The 16,395-nt window shown below is 71.6% G+C and carries 13 protein-coding genes; 9 read left to right on the forward strand and 4 right to left on the reverse strand.

Going from position 1 to position 16,395, the window contains the following annotated elements:
* Positions 1–34 precede the first annotated feature (34 nt).
* Complete coding sequence (locus ACPXCS_RS20945; protein WP_425948010.1) at positions 35–1,288, reverse strand: extracellular solute-binding protein; 1,254 nt, start codon at positions 1,286–1,288, stop codon at positions 35–37.
* A gap of 269 nt (positions 1,289–1,557) precedes the next feature.
* Between ACPXCS_RS20945 and ACPXCS_RS20950 the strand changes: the two genes are divergently transcribed.
* The 8 genes from ACPXCS_RS20950 to ACPXCS_RS20985 all read left to right on the forward strand — a co-directional run bounded on the left by ACPXCS_RS20950 (position 1,558) and on the right by ACPXCS_RS20985 (position 9,141).
* Entirely contained in the window at positions 1,558–2,349 is a 792-nt protein-coding gene (locus tag ACPXCS_RS20950) for a GntR family transcriptional regulator (protein ID WP_425948008.1), read from the forward strand.
* A 290-nt stretch (positions 2,350–2,639) separates the two neighbouring features.
* A complete protein-coding gene (locus ACPXCS_RS20955; protein WP_425948007.1) occupies positions 2,640–3,815 on the forward strand; it encodes an ATP-binding protein in 1,176 nt (391 codons plus the stop codon).
* The gene (locus ACPXCS_RS20960; protein ID WP_425948006.1) at positions 3,812–4,657 is read left to right on the forward strand and encodes a roadblock/LC7 domain-containing protein; all 846 of its coding nucleotides are present in this window, start codon (positions 3,812–3,814) and stop codon (positions 4,655–4,657) included. Before ACPXCS_RS20955 ends, ACPXCS_RS20960 begins: the two co-directional genes overlap by 4 nt.
* Complete coding sequence (locus tag ACPXCS_RS20965) at positions 4,650–5,036, forward strand: DUF742 domain-containing protein (RefSeq protein WP_425948004.1); 387 nt, start codon at positions 4,650–4,652, stop codon at positions 5,034–5,036. The genes ACPXCS_RS20960 and ACPXCS_RS20965 overlap by 8 nt, the downstream gene beginning before the upstream one ends.
* A gap of 5 nt (positions 5,037–5,041) precedes the next feature.
* The gene (locus tag ACPXCS_RS20970; protein ID WP_425948002.1) at positions 5,042–5,602 is read left to right on the forward strand and encodes a GTP-binding protein; all 561 of its coding nucleotides are present in this window, start codon (positions 5,042–5,044) and stop codon (positions 5,600–5,602) included.
* Positions 5,603–5,612: 10 nt separating this feature from the next.
* Complete coding sequence (locus ACPXCS_RS20975; protein ID WP_425948000.1) at positions 5,613–6,989, forward strand: cytochrome P450; 1,377 nt, start codon at positions 5,613–5,615, stop codon at positions 6,987–6,989.
* 89 nt (positions 6,990–7,078) lie between these two features.
* Positions 7,079–8,329: a cytochrome P450 gene (locus ACPXCS_RS20980; protein WP_425947998.1), complete on the forward strand. Its 1,251-nt coding sequence runs from the start codon at positions 7,079–7,081 to the stop codon at positions 8,327–8,329.
* Positions 8,326–9,141 carry an enoyl-CoA hydratase/isomerase family protein gene (locus ACPXCS_RS20985; protein ID WP_425947996.1) on the forward strand — a complete coding sequence of 272 codons (816 nt, stop codon included), beginning with the start codon at positions 8,326–8,328 and terminating at the stop codon, positions 9,139–9,141. Before ACPXCS_RS20980 ends, ACPXCS_RS20985 begins: the two co-directional genes overlap by 4 nt.
* 261 nt (positions 9,142–9,402) lie before the next feature.
* On the opposite strand, the gene ACPXCS_RS20990 is transcribed toward ACPXCS_RS20985, so the two are convergent.
* Complete coding sequence (locus tag ACPXCS_RS20990; RefSeq protein ID WP_425947995.1) at positions 9,403–11,391, reverse strand: acyltransferase family protein; 1,989 nt, start codon at positions 11,389–11,391, stop codon at positions 9,403–9,405.
* A 358-nt stretch (positions 11,392–11,749) separates the two neighbouring features.
* On the opposite strand from ACPXCS_RS20990, the gene ACPXCS_RS20995 reads away from it, so the two are divergent.
* A complete protein-coding gene (locus tag ACPXCS_RS20995) occupies positions 11,750–12,634 on the forward strand; it encodes a helix-turn-helix transcriptional regulator (protein ID WP_425947993.1) in 885 nt (294 codons plus the stop codon).
* A 48-nt stretch (positions 12,635–12,682) separates the two neighbouring features.
* Here the strand turns inward: ACPXCS_RS20995 and ACPXCS_RS21000 are convergent, their stop codons facing one another.
* Positions 12,683–12,970, reverse strand: coding sequence for a DUF1330 domain-containing protein (locus ACPXCS_RS21000; protein WP_425947992.1), 288 nt, complete (start codon positions 12,968–12,970; stop codon positions 12,683–12,685).
* Between the two features lie 91 nt (positions 12,971–13,061).
* Positions 13,062–16,346: a family 78 glycoside hydrolase catalytic domain gene (locus tag ACPXCS_RS21005; RefSeq protein ID WP_425947991.1), complete on the reverse strand. Its 3,285-nt coding sequence runs from the start codon at positions 16,344–16,346 to the stop codon at positions 13,062–13,064.
* Positions 16,347–16,395 lie beyond the last annotated feature (49 nt).

Genomic DNA, 16,395 nt, shown 5'->3' on the forward strand with positions numbered 1-16,395 from the left:
CGGGCCGGCGGCGGGCGGGCCGGCCGGTCGCGGATCAGGAGCCGTTCATGGCGGCCGTGATCGCCGCGGAGGCCCGGGCCGCCTCCGCCGGTGCGTCGGCTCCGGTGAGGACCGCGGTCATGTAGTCCTTGACGGGGTTCTTCGCCTCGACGGCCGCCCAGCCCGGGGTGTTGGGCGTGGCCCTGCCGACGGCGGCGCCCTTCGCCATGGCCGAGGCGCCGGGGTCGGAGGCGACCGCGTCGGCCAGGGTCGTCTTGTTCGGCACGTAGCTCATGGCGGCGGCCAGCTTGCGCTGCCAGGAGTCACCGGTGAGTTCCTTGACGAAGGTGAAGGCGGCGTCCTGTTTGCCCGAGGCCGCCGGGATGACGAGGTCGGAGCCGCCGATGAACACCGAGCCGGGGCGTTCGGGCGTCTTGCCGGGGATGGGGAAGAAGCCGAGCTTGCCCTTGAGTTCGGGGTTGTTCTCGGTGACCACGTTGGCGCCGCCGGGAGTGGAGATGATCTGGGCCACCTGTCCCTTGGCCATGACCTCCGCCTGCGGGGGCTCCGCTTCGTCGGAGTCCTTGGGGCCCTTGCCGAGGGCCTGGAGCCTCTTGTAGAAGTCCATGCCGCGCAAGGCCTCGGGGGTGTCGAGTGCGCCCTTCCAGGTGGTGCCGGACCGGGCCGCCAGGTCGCCGCCCTCGTCCCAGATGAACCCGGCCAGGGCGTACCACATCTGGCCGGGCAGGTAGATGCCCTGGGTGCCGCCGGTGTCGAGTTTCCTGGTGGCGGCGATCCACTGCTCGCGGGTCCGGAGGGAGGCGGCGTCGATGCCGGCCTTCTCGAACAGGTCGGTGCGGTAGATCACGACGCGGTTGGCGGCGTAGTAGGGGATGCCGTACTGCCTGCCCTCGAAGGAGCCGGGCTCGGCCAGTCCCTTGAGCCAGGCCTCGCCGCCGAGTTCGTCCCGCCGGTCGGTGAGGTCGAGCAGGCCGCCGCTCTGCGCGTACTGGGCGACCTGGGTGTTGCCGGTCTCGATGACGTCCGGGGCGTCGTTGCTGGCGAGGGCGGCCGTGACCTTCTCCCCGATGCCGTCCCACTCCTGGATCTGGATCTTCACGTCGATGTCCGGGTGGGCGGCCTCGAAGCCGGCGGTGAACTCCTTCTGGAACTGCGCCGAGACACTGTCGCGCATGAGCCAGACGTCGATCGTCGTGGCGCCGTCGGCGGAGTCGCCCGACGATCCCGAGCCGCCGCCGCAGGCGCTGACACCCGAGGCGATCACCAGTGCGGACAGGCCTGCAAGCATGCGGAGCTTCACGGTTCACCTCTGGAGGTAAGGCGCCAAGGAACCTGACCAGTTGGAGCACTGGACAGGTGACCTCTCGTGGTCGATGAAAATGGCATAGACCAATAGAGGCGTCAATCCCCCGCGTGCGCCTCACTTTTGGCCGGGGCGCCGGCGGACGGCAGGACGGGCCGGTCCACCACGCACTTGACCAGTGGGCGCAGAGTGGTAAACAGTCCACACCACTGGTGAAGCACCAATCGCGTACGGCGGGGCGGGAGCAAGCGGGCATGAACGCGGGCGAGTCGGGGTCGGTCCTGAAGCGGGAGCGGGTCCGCGACCACATCCTTCAGCTCATCGAGTCACTGCATCCCAACGACGCCATCCCCTCCGAACGGTCCCTGTGCGCCACGCTGAAGGTCTCCCGCCCGACCCTGCGCGCGGCCGTCGACGAACTCGTCGCGGCCGGCCTCCTGGTGCGCGAGCACGGGCGGGGCATGTTCGTGGCCCCCGAGAAGATCACTCAGGAACTCGTCCCGGACTCCCACGGCATGACCCTGCCGCAGGCGTCCGGCGCCTGGTCGAGCCGTCTGCTGGAGTTCGCCACCATCACGGCGGGCGCCCGGGTGGGCCGCAAACTGCGCCTGTCCCCCGCCGCCGACATCGTCTACGCGGCCCGTCTGCGGCTGGTCGACGGCGCCCCGATGGCCATCGAGCACCTGCACATCCCGGCGGCCCTGGTCCCCGCGCTCACCGCTCGGGAGCTGGAGACGGGCGATCTGTACGAGCATCTGCGCGAGCGGCACCGGGTGCAGGTCAGCGAGGCGACCCAGACGATCGAGCCCACGGTCGTCAGCCAGGCCGAGGCCAAGCTCCTGGGCGTGCCCGAGCTGTCTCCGGCGCTGCTGTTCGAACGGCACACCGGTGACATCGACGGCCGGCCCGTGGAGTACGTCCACTCGATCTACCGGGGCGACCGTTACCGGATCGTCTCCCGGCTCAGCCTGAACGCGCCGGCCACCCCGGCGGCCGCGCCGCGGGGCGGCTCGCACCCCGGGATGGCACCCGGTGTGACCGCCTGACCGCGCAGCCGCTGCGGACACCCGGAAGTTCACCGGGCCGCCCGGTTCCGGCCGACTCCAAGCCCCTTGTCGGCAAGGCGCGTTGATCCCGTGAAGCCCGTAGGAGCGGCCTGAGGCGCACCGGGTTGACGGTGATAGCATTCCGCCGTCTGCGACCTTGATCCACTTTTGCTCAGGGCCCTGAACCCGAACGCGCTGAGCTCCCCCCTTGTGCAGTGCACCGGACGGGTTGCGGATTCTTGCGAGGCGTACCCCCGACGTCCGCATGTAACGCGCCGGGAAAGGTTTCCATGACTCAAGACGTGCTTCTTTGGTGCCTGGTTGCGATAGCGGTGACAGCCATCGCCGCCGTCGTGGCACTCGTGCTCCGCAGCAGAGGCGTGACGAGGAGGAAGAAGGAGTCCGAGGACGAGCTTCAGGCGCGGCTTCAGTACAGCCAGAACGAACTGGGACGCCTGCAAGGCGAGTTGGCGCGGATCAGGAGCGAGCAGGACGGCGTCATCCGCGAAGCGGAGCAGGCCGCCGAGGAGAACATCAAGGCGGTCCTCAAGGGCGCCGCGCGTTTCCTGCAGAGCCTCGCGGCCGAGCAGACGACACTGCTGGACGGCGTCCAGCGCGAGTACGGCGGCCACCCGGTCCTCAACGACCTGATGGACATCACCCACGCCAACGCCCAGATGGCCCGCAAGGCCCAGGGCATCGCGGTCATGTGTGGTGCGCCGCTGGGCCGCCGCAACCAGCCGGCCAGCGTCTACGACGTCGTCCGCAGCGCCCAGAGCCAGATCCGCAACTTCCAGCGCGTGGAGATCATGCAGCCCAGCGGCATCGCGCTGAAGGCCTCCGCCGTCGCACCGGTCGCCCTCGCGGTGGCGGAACTGCTTGACAACGCTGCCAGCTTCTCCCAGGCCGACGCGCCGATCGAGGTGACGTTCCGTCAGGTCCAGCAGAACCTCTGCATCATCATCGACGACGCCGGCGTCGGCATGAGCGACGAGGACCGGCAGCGGGCGAGCGCGCTGCTGTCCGGCGACGACGCCCCCCGGCTGTCCCAGCTGGGCACCCAGCCGAAGTTCGGCTTCCCGGTGATCGGCCTGATCGCCCGCCAGTACGGCTTCAAGGTGGACGTCACCGGTGTCTCCCGGTACGGCGGCGTCCGGGCCGTCGTCCTGCTGCCCGAGGAGCTGTGGACCATGGAGGAGACCCCCGCGGCCCCGGAGACGTCGCCGGTGAGCAGCATCCGCCCGGTACAGTCCCGCACCCCGGAGCGCACGGCCAACGGCCTGCCCAAGCGCGGCACCCGTATGTCCTCCGTCGGCGGCGACTCCCCCGCGGCGGACCAGCCGGCCCGACGAGGTGTGCGGCGGCGCGGCACCGGCAGCCTGGGCGCCCTGCAGCGCGGCACCCAGACCGGGCGCGAAGTGGCTTCCCTCGACACCCCCATGTCCGAAGGGTCCGACAACGCATGAGTACGACCGACCTGTCGTGGATGGTCCAGGACATCGTGAGCAACGTGCCCAAGGCACGGCACGCCGTGGTGCTGTCGGCGGACGGCATCCCGCGTGGTTCCACGGACGGTCTGACCCGCAAGGACGTGGGCACCGTCTCCGCGGCCATGGCCGGCATGCAGTCCCTCAGCCGGGCCACCGCACACTTCGCCGGCTCCGCGCCGGACCGCGAGTGGATCCAGACCGTCATCGAGTTCCAGCACGGCTGGGTGTTCCTGATCGGGGCCGGGCAGGGGGCCTACCTGGCCGCCGCCGCGGAGCCCGATGTGGACATGGAGCAGCTGTCGTTCCGCATGAACCGGCTGGTCGCCCGGCTGGGCAACAACCTCACGGCCCCGCCGCGGGTGATGCCCGCCGACGCCGCCCGGGCCGGGGACGGCCCTCAGGCGCAGCACGCCGGGCCGGGCCGGTCCGTCGCCGTCCTCGACCAGCTGGACCGGGCGGTGGCCTCGGTGCCGGGCGCCCTGCACGCCCTGCTGCTCGGCGCGGACGGTCTGCCGCGCGGCGCCAGCGCGGGCGTCGACCGGGACCTCGCGGACACCATCTCGGCGGCCATGACCGGCATCCACGCCTACAGCCGGGCGACCGCTCCCTTCGCGGGCGGCGAGCTGGACGACGAGTGGAGCCAGACGGTCATCGAGTTCCAGCACGGCTGGGTCTTCCTGATCGCGGCCGGCGAGGGTGCCTTCCTCGCGGCGGCCGCCGAGCACGACTGTGACATCGAGGAGTTCGCCGCACGCCTGAGTGACGCGATGCCCGCGTCACTGCCGGGCGGGCCGGGAGAGAGGGCCAGCGATGCATGACGACCCGTCCGACGACCTCGAACTGACGGCCCCGTTAGTCCCGTTCTTCGTCATGGCGAAGGGGCGCGTACTTCCGCGGGACAGCGAGTACGAGCACACCACCATGATCACGGCCCAGGACACGGCGCTGGCCACGGTGCGCACGCTGGCTCCGGAGGCCCGTACCGTCATCGACCTGCTCGCCGACGGGTACCTCTCGGTCGCCGAGGTCGCCGCCCACACCCAGCTGCCCCTGGGCATCGTGCGCATCCTGCTGGCCCAGATGGCCGAGGACGGCCTGATCCATGTGCGCAATCCGGTGCCGCATGCCGAACGCCATGACCCCGCCCTGCTCACCGCCGTGCTCCATGGCCTGGAGCGCATTCGAACCGGAGCGTAAGTTTCGTGTATCTGGATCCCAAGGTCTCCCGCTCCGTCAAGGTCCTGGTGGTGGGTCACTTCGCGGTGGGCAAGACCACCTACATCGGAAGCGTCTCCGAGATCGAGCCGCTGCAGACCGAAGAGGAGATCACCGAGGCCAGTGAAGGCCTCGACGACCTCTCCGAGACGCCCGACAAGACGACCACGACCGTGGCGATGGACTTCGGGCGTCTGACCCTGAGCGACGACCTGGTCCTCTACATCTTCGGAACTCCCGGCCAGGAGCGGTTCAAGCAGATGTGGGAGGGCCTGTCGAGGGGAGCGCTGGGAGCGCTCGTCCTGGTCGATCCCGAGCGGCTGGAGGAGACCTTCCCCATCCTGGACCTGGTCGAGTCCTTCGGCCTGCCCTACGTCGTCGGCGTCAACACCTTCGACGGCAGGACCCACTTCCCCCTGTCCGAAGTGTGCGAGGCACTCAACCTCTCCGAGGAGACACCGGTCATCGACTGCGACGTCCGCGACCAGGACTCCTCGATGGAGGCCCTCATCACGCTCGTGAAGCACCTCTTGTCCTCACTCGGCTAGGAGCCACACCATGCAACAGCCCCTCGAGACGTCCGGGGTACCTGCCGAATGCCCCGCACACGGCAACATCCCGCTCTACGGTCCCGACTTCGGCTCCGACCCCGAGCGCACCTACGACAAACTGCGCTCGATGGGGCACAGCGCGCCCGTCGACATCGCGCCGGGCGTCCAGGTCGAGCTGGTGACCAGCTATGACGCGAGCCTGTACATCCTGCAGAACCCGACGCTGTTCGTACGCGACTCCCGCCGCTGGAACGCCCTGAACGAGGGGCGGGTCCCGGAGGACAGCCCGGCGCTGCCCATGATGGGGTACCGCCCCAACGCCCTGTTCAGCGACGGCGCCGCGCACGCCCGGCTGCGGCAGGCGGTCACGGAGAGCCTCGCCACCGTCGACCAGAGCCGGCTGATCAGGCTGACCCAGCAGTCGGCCGACTACCTGATCAGCCGTTTCAGCTCCGACCCCCTCGGCCAGGCCGAGCTGATGGCCGCGTACGCGCAGCCGCTGCCGCTGCTGGTCTTCGGCGACCTGTTCGGCTGCCCGCCCGAGATCGGCGACCGCGTCATCGCCGGGATCACGGGCATCTTCCAGGGCACGGCCGGCGCCGACGAGATCCTGGGCGCGGCGCTCTCCGAACTCATCGCCCTCAAGCGCCGGCAGCCCGGTGAGGACCTCACGACCCGGCTGATGGTGCACTCGGCCCGGCTGAGCGACGAGGAGGTGCTGCACCAGCTGGTGACCCTGCTGTCGGGCGGCACCGCTCCGCTGTCGGCCGCGATCGGCACCAGCACCGCGCTGTACCTCAGCGACGACTGGCCGACCGGCCTGCCGGTCGAGGACGCGGTGGTCAAGACGCTGTGGAACTACGCCCCGATCGCCAACTACGCGGGGCACTACCCCACCCAGGACGTCGAGTTGGGCGACCGCACCCTGCGGGCGGGCGACCCGGTCCTGATCTCCTTCGCGGCCGCCAACACCGACCCCAAGCTCACCGCGCACCGCGAACAGCTCAGCCCCAAGGCCCATCTCGCGTTCGGCGCGGGCCCGCACGCCTGCCCGGCCAAGGACCCGGCGTTCATGATCGCCGCCACTGCCGTGGAGTCCCTGCTCAACCGGCTGCCCGACGTCGAGATGCGTGTCCCGTTCGGCGAGCTGGCCTGGGTGGCGGCCCCGTGGAGCCGGTCGCTGGTCACCGTGCCCATCCGGTACTCCCCCCGCACGGTGGCGCAGCCGACCACCGCGCGTCCGGCTCCGCAGGCTTCCGGACAGGCGGCCCCCTCGGGCGTCGGTGTCCACCAGACGACCCCGGCGCACCGGCCGTCCCACGCCGCACCGCGGCCGAAGGGGGGCCTCTTCAGCCGCTTCCGGGCGTGGATGAACGGCGAGTGACGCAAGTAACCATATGAAACGACAGAGTTACTGTATGACTCAACTATCACTCGGGTACGGATAGCGGCTGGCAGAAAGGAGCCGCTACCGTGGGAAGTGTCACGACTCCGTCTACGGACCGTCGGGCCACCATCTCCCTGTTCTCCCGTCTCAGGACGGCTGACGGACAGGCCGACCCCTTCCCCCTCTACGCAGAGCTCAGGGCGCGCGGCGCTGTCAGCCCCGCGCCCTGGGGTGGATTTCTCGTCACCGGTTACGCCACCTGCGAGCAGGTCCTGCGCAGCGGCGTATGGCTCGAACCGGACGCGCGCTGGCGAGAGCAGCAGGGTGCGCGTACCCGGTGGAGCGCCCCCTCGTCCCGGGAGATCAGCCGGACCATGCCGGCCCTCAACCCCCCGGAGCACACGCGTGTGCGCCGGTCGGCCGGCAGTTTCGACCGCGGCACCATCGACCGGATCGGCCTGCGGGTCTCCGCGATCGTCGACCGGTTGCTGGACACGCTGCACGAGCGGCTGCGGGAGGCGGGGGAGGCCGACTTCGCGGCGCTGGTGGGCGAGGAACTGCCCGTCGCCACCATCGGCGACTGGCTCGGCCTGCCCAGCGCCGACTGGTCCCGGCTGCGGGAACTCACCCATGAGCAGGTCTTCACCCAGGAGTTGCTCCCGAACGCCAGCCAGCTCGCCCGTTCCGACGCCGCCATGGCGGAACTGCGCACCTACTTCCTCGACTTGGTGCGGGCCCGGCGAAGACGCCCCGGCGACGACCCCGTCTCCCGGTGGATCAGCACCTGGGACGAGCTCGAACCGGACCAGGACAAGGCGGACGAAGCCGTCTACTTCCTCGCCCTGTTCGTGCTGCTGGCCGCTCTGGAGACCACCGCGACCCTGCTGTCGACCATGGCGCTCCGGCTCGTCGAACACCCCGACCGCTGGGACCTGCTCGCCCACGCGCCGGACCTCGTCCCCGCGTTCGTGGAGGAGACCCTGCGCTACGACCCTCCCACGCACGTCATCAGCCGGGTCGCCGGGCAGGACACCCTCCTGGCGGACACCGAGGTGGCCGCCGGCGAGATGGTCCACCTCATGGTGGGCGCCGCCCACCGCGACCCCGAACGGTTCACCGACCCCGACACGTTCGACCCGCTGCGCAACCCCTCCCACCTGGCCTTCAGCTGGGGCGTCCACTACTGCCTCGGAGCGCCCCTGGCCCGGCTGGAGGCGCAGACCCTGCTCCGCCACCTGATCACCCGCCTGCCCCGACTCACCCTGGCCCGCCGCCCCGCGCTGGCGCCCCGGGTGGCGTTCCGGCGCCTGCTGAACCTGGATGTAGCACTGGCATGAACCCGCTCCACGCCCCCGCCGCCGTGTCCGCCACCGCCCCCGAGGACACGCACCCGTTCGAGAGCTCCGTCACGCCCGCTCCCCTGGCCCTCACCCGCAACGGCGCCGTCCTCCATGTCGGGCTCAACCCGGCGGCACAGGACGACGTCCTGACCACCGCGGTCCTCGACGCGCTCATCAACGTCCTGGACGACCTCCACGAACAGCCCGACGTCCGCATCCTGGTGCTCTCCTCCCTGGGCAGCGACTTCTGCCTGGGGGCCGACCGCCGGGAGTACCAGGATGCCCTGGACACCGACCCCACCGGCGGCACGCTGCTGCGCCTCGCGGACAAGGCCCAGCGCCTGTGCCAGGCGCTGGAGAACACCCATGCCGTCACCATCGCCCGGCTGCACGGCAAGGTCGTGGGGGCAGGTCTGGCCCTGGCCGCCTACTGCGACCTGCGTGCCGGCGCGGACAGCTGCCGGTTCCGCATGCCCGAGCTCGGCCTCGGACTCGCCCCCGCCTGGGGCGGCGCCATGGGCCGTCTGATCACGGAAGCGGGTGCCGCCCGGATCCGTGAACTGATGCTCACCTGCGAGACCTTCGACGCCTCCACCGCCCACCGGCTCGGTCTCCTGCACAAGGTGGCCCCGCTGGACGCCCTGGACGAGACCGTCACCGCCTGGACCAAGCCCCTCTCCCGGCGCTCGCCCCAGGCCCTGCTGCTGACGAAACGTATGCTCACCGGCTATGCGAAGGCCGCCCGCACGGCCGACCCCACCCTGCTGGACTCCCATCTCCTCGCCGCTCAACTCACCGGGCCCCGCTGACCGCACCCGGCGCCCGCGGGCCCGGCACACGGAGTCGGGCCCGGGGATGAGCACCGCACGGCACGGACGTGACGGCCCCCCCCGTCGGCTCTGGCCGGGCGAACGCATCACGGGCATCCAGCTCGTCGTCGCTGGCACGGTCCCCCACACAAGCTCCACCGGCCCGGCCCGTCATGGCGACGGTCCGGGCCGTGTTGCGCACGCGCGGGAGCAGCACGCTGCGGCAAGGGGTGGGGCAGTCTCCGCTGCTCGACGCAACTTCTACGGTGAGGGCCGCGTCGGACGGGTCAGTCGCTGCTCCAGCACCGGTGCCAGCGCTGCGGCGTAGGACTCGGCGACGTGGCTCTCGTCGCGGTAGACGAAGGTGTCCTGCACCACCACCGGGCACCGGCCCGCCCTCGCGCACAGCCAGGGTGCGGGGTCCAGCACGGTGACGCCCGCGCCACGGGCCGCCAGCCGGGTCGCCTCGCGGCGCACCGGGTCCCGGATCGCGTCCCGCGAGCCGTGCTCGCACGACGTCAGGCTGAGGGGGTGGCGTGCCGCGCACTCCACGGCATCGCCCGTGGGCCACGGGTTGTCGAGGAGGACGACCACCCGGTCCGCGTCGTCGGCCAGGCGCCGGAAGACCCGTTCGTAGCCGACCGTCCAGGCGCGCAGCGGATCGTCCGTCCGGCGCGTCGCGGTGCCCGCCTCGGAGGAGGAGGTGACGACCAGTGCGGGACGCAGTTCCGCGATCCGGCGCAGGGCGTTCTCCCGCCAGGTGTCGCACGCCGTGTAGGGCTTGCCCCGGTTGACGATGGTGAGGTCGGCGGTCTTGCAGGACGCCTTCGTCAGCGAGACGAGGCGCCACCCCTGGCGCCGGCTGATCGCGTCGAGCGCGGGGAACCACTGTGCGGCGTGCGAGTCGCCGTACAGCACCACGACCCGCTCCCCGGAGCGGTCACCGTAGAGGCAGTCCGGCGAGCGCACGGTGGCGTAGTCGGCGTGGCAGCCGTCCTGGTAGACGGCGGACTTACGGCGTGCGATGTCCGGCAGCGCGGGTGACAGGTTCCCCGGCAGTCCGGCCGCCGGCGAGGCCAGGAGACCGGATAGCCGGGCCTGCGGGTCCGCCGCCGTGGCCAGCGTCCGCCGCAGAGCGGGGGCGTCGACACCGGAACTGATGGACGGCGGGAAGCTCGCCGCGACCAGGGCCGTGCAGACGACGCTCGCCGACAGGCCCAGCCCGAGGGAGACCGCCGCGAGGGGCCTGCGGCGCAACGGCGCGAGGCCGCGCAGCGGATTCTCCACGAGGTGCAGGCTCAGCCAGGCCAGCAGCAGTGCGACGGCGCTCAGCTGGAGGCCGAGCAGCGGCGTGGCCTCGCGTCCCAGGGCGCCGGGGCCGATCATGAGCAGGGGCCAGTGCCAGAGGTACCAGCCGTAGGAGACGTCGCCCAGCCACGCGACCGGGCGCAGCCCGAGCAGCCGTGACGCGGCGGGTCGTGCGGGGCGGCAGCCACCGCCGATCACCAGGACCGCTCCGAGGACGGGCAGGAGGGCGTGATGTCCGGGGAAGGGCGTGTGGTCGTCGTACAGCAGGGCCGAGGCGACGATCGCGGCCGGTCCGAGCCATGCGCAGGCGGCGGCGACAGCGCGCGGCAGGCGGGTCAGAGCCGTCGCGCAGAAGGCCAGGAGGCCTCCGCAGCCCAGCTCCCACAGGCGGGTGTGCGGACCGAAGTACGCCCACGACGGTGAGTCGGCGGTCGTCAGCACGGCCAGAAGGAGGGAACCGGCGGACAGCACGGCCAGGGGCAGTGCCCGCAGCACAGGGCGCCGGGCGGTCCGGACCGCGATCAGCAGCAGGAGGGGCCACAGCAGGTAGAACTGCTCCTCCACGGACAGGGACCAGTAGTGCTGGAAGGGACTCGGCGCCTGCCCTTCGCTCAGGTAGTCCGTGCCGGTGACCGCCAGGTCGAGGTTCATCACGTACGAGGCGCTCGCCAGCGCGTCCCGCATGAACTCCCCGTGGCGGATCTTCGAGGCGAACAGCAGGCAGCCGGCGAGGCCGGCCAGCAGGACCAGTGTGGCCAGGGGGAGGATGCGCAGGGCGCGCCGGGCGTAGAAGCGGCGCAGGGACAGGGTTCCCGTCCGGCCGGCCTCGTGGAGCAGACCGGACGTGATGAGGAAGCCCGAGATGACGAAGAAGACGTCGACCCCGACGTATCCGCCGGCGAGCTGCGGGATGCCCGCGTGCGCGAGGACGACGAGTGACACGGCCAGCCCGCGAAGCCCCTGGATGTCGGATCTGAACGGGAGTCTCGTCGTGCCGGGCGGAGCGGATCCGCACTGTCCACCGGCGGGGGGAGCCGGTGCGGGGGTCCGGTCGGCCGCCCCGGTGCGTTCCGGGCGGCCTGCGCTTCGGGAGGCTGGTGTCATGCTCCGGTCTGTCCGCGGCGGGGCGGGCGTCGCTGTGATCCGGGGCACAGGGGCCGGGCACAGGGACGGAGGCACAGGGACGGAGGAGGCACAGGGGTCGGGCGCCCCTCGCGCACCGGGAGGCCGGGGAATCCTGGGAGAAACAGGGCCACCCTGGACGCTCGCCCCGGCCGTGATGCACGGCGAGGATGAGGACATGAACCACCTCGTGACACTCGGAGAGTTCCTCAGGGCCGCCCGGGCACGCCTCGAACCCGGCGACGTCGGTTTCCCGGCCACGGCGCGACGGCGCGTCGCGGGGCTGAGGCGTGAGGAGCTCGCCCAGCTGGCCGGAGTGAGCGTCGACTACTACACGCGCCTGGAGCAGGGCCGCAGCCGCACCGCGTCGCGTGCCGTCCTGGACGCCCTGGCCACGGCGCTGCGTCTCGACGACGCCGAGCGGGTCCACCTGTTCAACCTCGCGGCCCAGCCGGAGCGGGTCCACCGCCCGTCCGCCGCGCTCCGGCAGGGTGTGACCCCCGTCATGGAGCGGCTGCTGGCCAGGCTCGACACCGCGTACTGCCCGGCGTTCGTGCTGGGCCGGCGTACCGACGTCCTCGCCTGCAACCGTCTGGCGGCCGCGCTGATCACCGACTTCGCGGCGCTGCCGCAGGACGAACGCAATCAGGCCCGCTTCGTCTTCCTCGACCCCTACGCACGTGAGCTGTACGCCGACTGGGAGGGCGTGGCGGCGGACACCGCGGCGATGCTCCGGATGGACGCCGGCCGGCACGGCGCGGACCCGGAGCTGAATGAGCTGGTCGGTGATCTGTCCCGGCGGAGCCCGGTGTTCCGCCGTATGTGGGCGGACCAGCGGGTGATCGAGCGCACGGAGGGGACGAAGGGGTACCACCACCCCGTCGTCGGGGACCTCACGGTCACCTACCAGGCCATGTCCGTGGCCGGTGAGGAGGACCAGGCCCTGTTCGTCTACACCGCCGCCGACGGCACGGCCGACGAGACCGCGCTGCGACTGCTGGCGGCTTGGGCCTCGTCCACGGCCTCGGTGGCCTCTCCCGACGGCGAGCCATCGCACAGGTGAGAGCGGAGAGCCGGGGCCGGCGGCGGCAGGCCGGCCCCGGCTCGCAGGTCACACGCCCGCGACGACGAGCGCGCTGGCGGTGGCGAACGTGTGCCGGAACTCCTTGAGCGGGCGGTACTCCGCCGACTCGTAGAAGTCCCGCACCGCCTGCTTGTCGGGGAACTCGATGATCACGCCGATGGCGGGGCGCCGGTCGGCCTCCAGGACGAAGCAGTCGGTGTCACGGGCGATGGGCCTGCCTCCGTACCTGGCGACCACGTCGAGGGTGCGGCTCTCGTAGTCGCGCATCTTGTCCTCGTCCTCGGGGGTGACGCTGATGACCATGTAGGCGCTCATGCTGCGGTCCTTGTCGGCTAGAGAAACAGTTCGTTAGTTCGCAGTTTCGCGAACAATTCGATTGAACCACAACAGTTCACAAGAACGCGAACTATTGCGGTGCCGTCCGCCTGCCGCTCGTGAAGTGCCAGGTCCCCTGCGTCACGCGGTAGACGGCGAAGCCGGACTGCGTGCGCAACTGCCGGACACCGTCCGGCGCCCTCACCTCGTCGCCGCCGGCCACGGGCACATGGACCTCCGCGACGGCGCCCACCGGCACCCGCACGTCCATCCTGAACACGGCCCCCTGCTGCACCCAGGCGACACCGGCGGTGCCCCGCACGGTACGGATCGAGGTCCGCGCCCGGTCGACGCCGGTCCGGGCGTCGGGCCGCACGGTGAACGTGGCGTAGCCCGCGTCGCCCGGGCGCAGGCCCGCCACGTTCTCGTACAGCCACTGGGCCACGGTGCCCTGGAAGTAGTGGTCGCGGGAGCGCGAGTCCAGCGGCCACATCTCCCACATGGTGTCCGCGCCGTTCTCGTGCCAGTACCCCCAGCCGGGATAGGTGCGCTGCGTCGCGACCGCGTGCGCCAGGTCCGGCCGGCCCTCCTGGCACAGCACCCGCAGCAGCACGCTGGTGCCCAGCGCACCGGTGTTGAGGTGGTTGCCGCGGGCCTCGACGTCCCGCACCAGACTGGCGAAGACCGAGGCGCGGGCGTGGTCCGGTACGAGCCCGAAGGCGAGGGGGATCGCGTTGCTGGTCTGCCGGTAGCCGGGGTCCTTGGCCGTGCGGTAGTAGCCCTCCGGGCCCAGGAACGCCGCGTTGAGGGCGTCCTTGAGCTCCCCGGCGGCCTTCCGGTAGCGCGCCACCACCTCGTCCTCGTGCAGGACTTCGCCCATGTCGGCCGTGTCCGACAGCGCCCGGTGGAGGTAGGCGGTCGCGGTCAGCCGGGTGTCCTCGGGCGGGTTGCCTCCGTAGCCGGGCGGCAGGTAGTCGCCCAGGGCGGTGACGGCCAGGCCGTCGCGCAGCCGGGACAGCTCCCAGTCCAGGTAGCGGGTGAGCGTCGTCCAGTGCTCGCGCGCCGCCCGCTCGTCGCCGTACACCCGGTAGAACTCACGGATGACGAACGGGTACACCGTCGTCCACTCCGGAGAGGGCCCGAGGTCGCCGTAGCCCCAGCCGCCGCTCGGCACGATGACGGGCAGCTGACCGTCGTCCGTCTGGCTGTCGGCGAGGTCCCCCAGCCACTTGGAGAGCATGCGGTGCATGTCGAAGGCGTACGTCATCACGGGAGTGCCGAGCTGGGCGTCGCCGGTCCAGCCGTTCTTCTCGTACATGGGCGTGTCGGTCGGGATGCCGTGCATGTTGTTCAGCACGGTGCGCCGCATGGCCTGGTCCAGCCACTCGTAGAAGGGCTCCGAGCAGGCGAAGGAGCTGACCTCCTCCAGCGGCGTGTGCACCAGCCGTCCGGTGATCTGCCGGGGCTCGGGGGTCGCGGGCAGCCCGCTGATCTGGACGTAGCGGAAGCCCTTGTACGAGAACGAGGGCTCCCAGCTCTCCTGCGGGCGCCCGGCGCAGATGTACTCGTCGCGCTGGAAGCGCCCGGGCACGTGCGACGTCTCCGCCGACACGGTTCCGTCGGCCTTCAGCTTCTCGCCGTAGGTGAGCTGCAGGCGGGTGCCTGCGGGGAGGTCCGACACGGTGATCCGGACCCATCCGGCCATGGTCCGGCCCATGTCCACCAGGTGCTCCCCGGGGGCGAGCCGGGTGATCTCCTCGGGGTGGAAGGAGTCGATGACCTCGATGCCGTCGTGGGGCTGGGCACGCAGGCGCCCCTTCGGCCCGCTCTGGATCCCGGCCGGCCGCCAGGAGGAGTCGTCGAAGCCGGGCCCGGTCCAGGCGCCCGGTTCGCGTCGGGCGTCGTAGGTCTCCCCCGCGTAGAGGGAGTCGGACAGCGTGGGCCCCTCGGTCATGCGCCACCGCTCGTCGGTGACGAGGGCGGTGCGGGTCCCGTCGGGGTGGTCGACTTCGAGCCGGGCGATGAGGCGCGGTTCGGAGTGCCAGGGCGTGCGGTGCCAGTTCCAGACGTTCGGGGTCGTCATGCCGAAGAAGCCGCGCCCCAGCGTCACGCCGATGGCGTTGTTGCCGCGGCGCAGCAGGTCGGTGACGTCGTGGACGGCGTACAGCACGGTCTCGTCGTAGTCGGTGAAGCCGGGGTCGAGGACCTGCCGTCCGACGCGCCGGCCGTTGATCTCCGCCTCGTAGTAGGCGAGGCCGCTGATGTAGAGGCGGGCCCGGCTGATCCGGCGCGGCACGTCGAACTCCCTGCGCAGCAGCGGCGCGGGCCGCTCGGGCACACTGACGCTCACGCCGGAGCCCCACGGGCCCTGGCCGTAGGGGGCGAGGACCACCGCCGGGGACCAGGCGGAGTCGTCGAAGCCGGCTTCCTGCCACTGCCGCTGCTCGGTGTCCGTGGTCCGCCATCCGGCGTCGCTGCGGAGTTCGTGGACGCGTCCCGACGAGGTCCGCACGTGCAGCCGGAGCAGCAGGCCCGCCGGGTTGACCGAGGCACCGGCGCGGTTGGTGGCCGCGACGGCCAGCACCACGCCGGTGCCGGCGTGGAGTGCCTCCTTCACCTGCGCCGTCACGTCGGCCGTCCGGCCGGTGCGCCAGCCGTCCTGCTGCTGAGGCGCTTCGAGGGTCCGGCGGCCGTTGAGGTGGAGCGTGAAGTCGTCGTCCGCGGTCGCCACGAGTGTCGCCTGGACGACGTCGAGGTCTTCGGGGGCGTCGAGGCGGCCCCGGAACCACCTGGTGCCCTCGGGGGCGTCCTGGGTGCTCGCCCCGGGAGCCCAGATCCACGAGGCGCCCGTGAAGTCGAGGGGTGCGGCGGTGTCGGCGCCGATCCACCGGGCGTCCCACTCCTCGGGGGACAACGTTGTCTCGAACCAGCGGGGCTCGCTCCAGGCCGATGCTCCGCCGCGCTCGTCCCAGACTCTGACCCGCCAGGAGTACCGCGTCCGCGGCGCGAGGGCCGGACCGCCGTAGGGCACACCGGCCGCGCCGTCCGCGCTGGGCACCTTGCCCGAGTCCCAGACCAGGACCCCGCTCCCCCACCCCCGCCCGCCGGCCTTCACCTGCACGCGGTAGGCGGTCTGCCGTGCGCCACGGCCTGCGGACGTGGACTGCCATGCGAGCCGGGGACGGGCGACGTCGGTTCCGAGGACGTTCGGCTTGTGCTCCACCGTGGTGCGGGTGACGCGGAGTCCGGAGGCGCCCGCGGCCGGTCCGGCCATGGGCGCCGCGGCGGCGGGTGCGGCGGACAGGGCCGAGAGGCCGGCTCCCACGGTGCCCGCGGTGGCGGACAGGAAGGTCCTGCGGTTCCAACTTCCGGGCATGTCGAACTCCCTTGTTCGCTGCGGCTGGACGAGGACACGGCGATTGAAA

Origin of the sequence: Streptomyces sp. DT190, from assembly GCF_049846985.1 — a bacterium.
GTDB lineage: Bacteria > Actinomycetota > Actinomycetes > Streptomycetales > Streptomycetaceae > Streptomyces.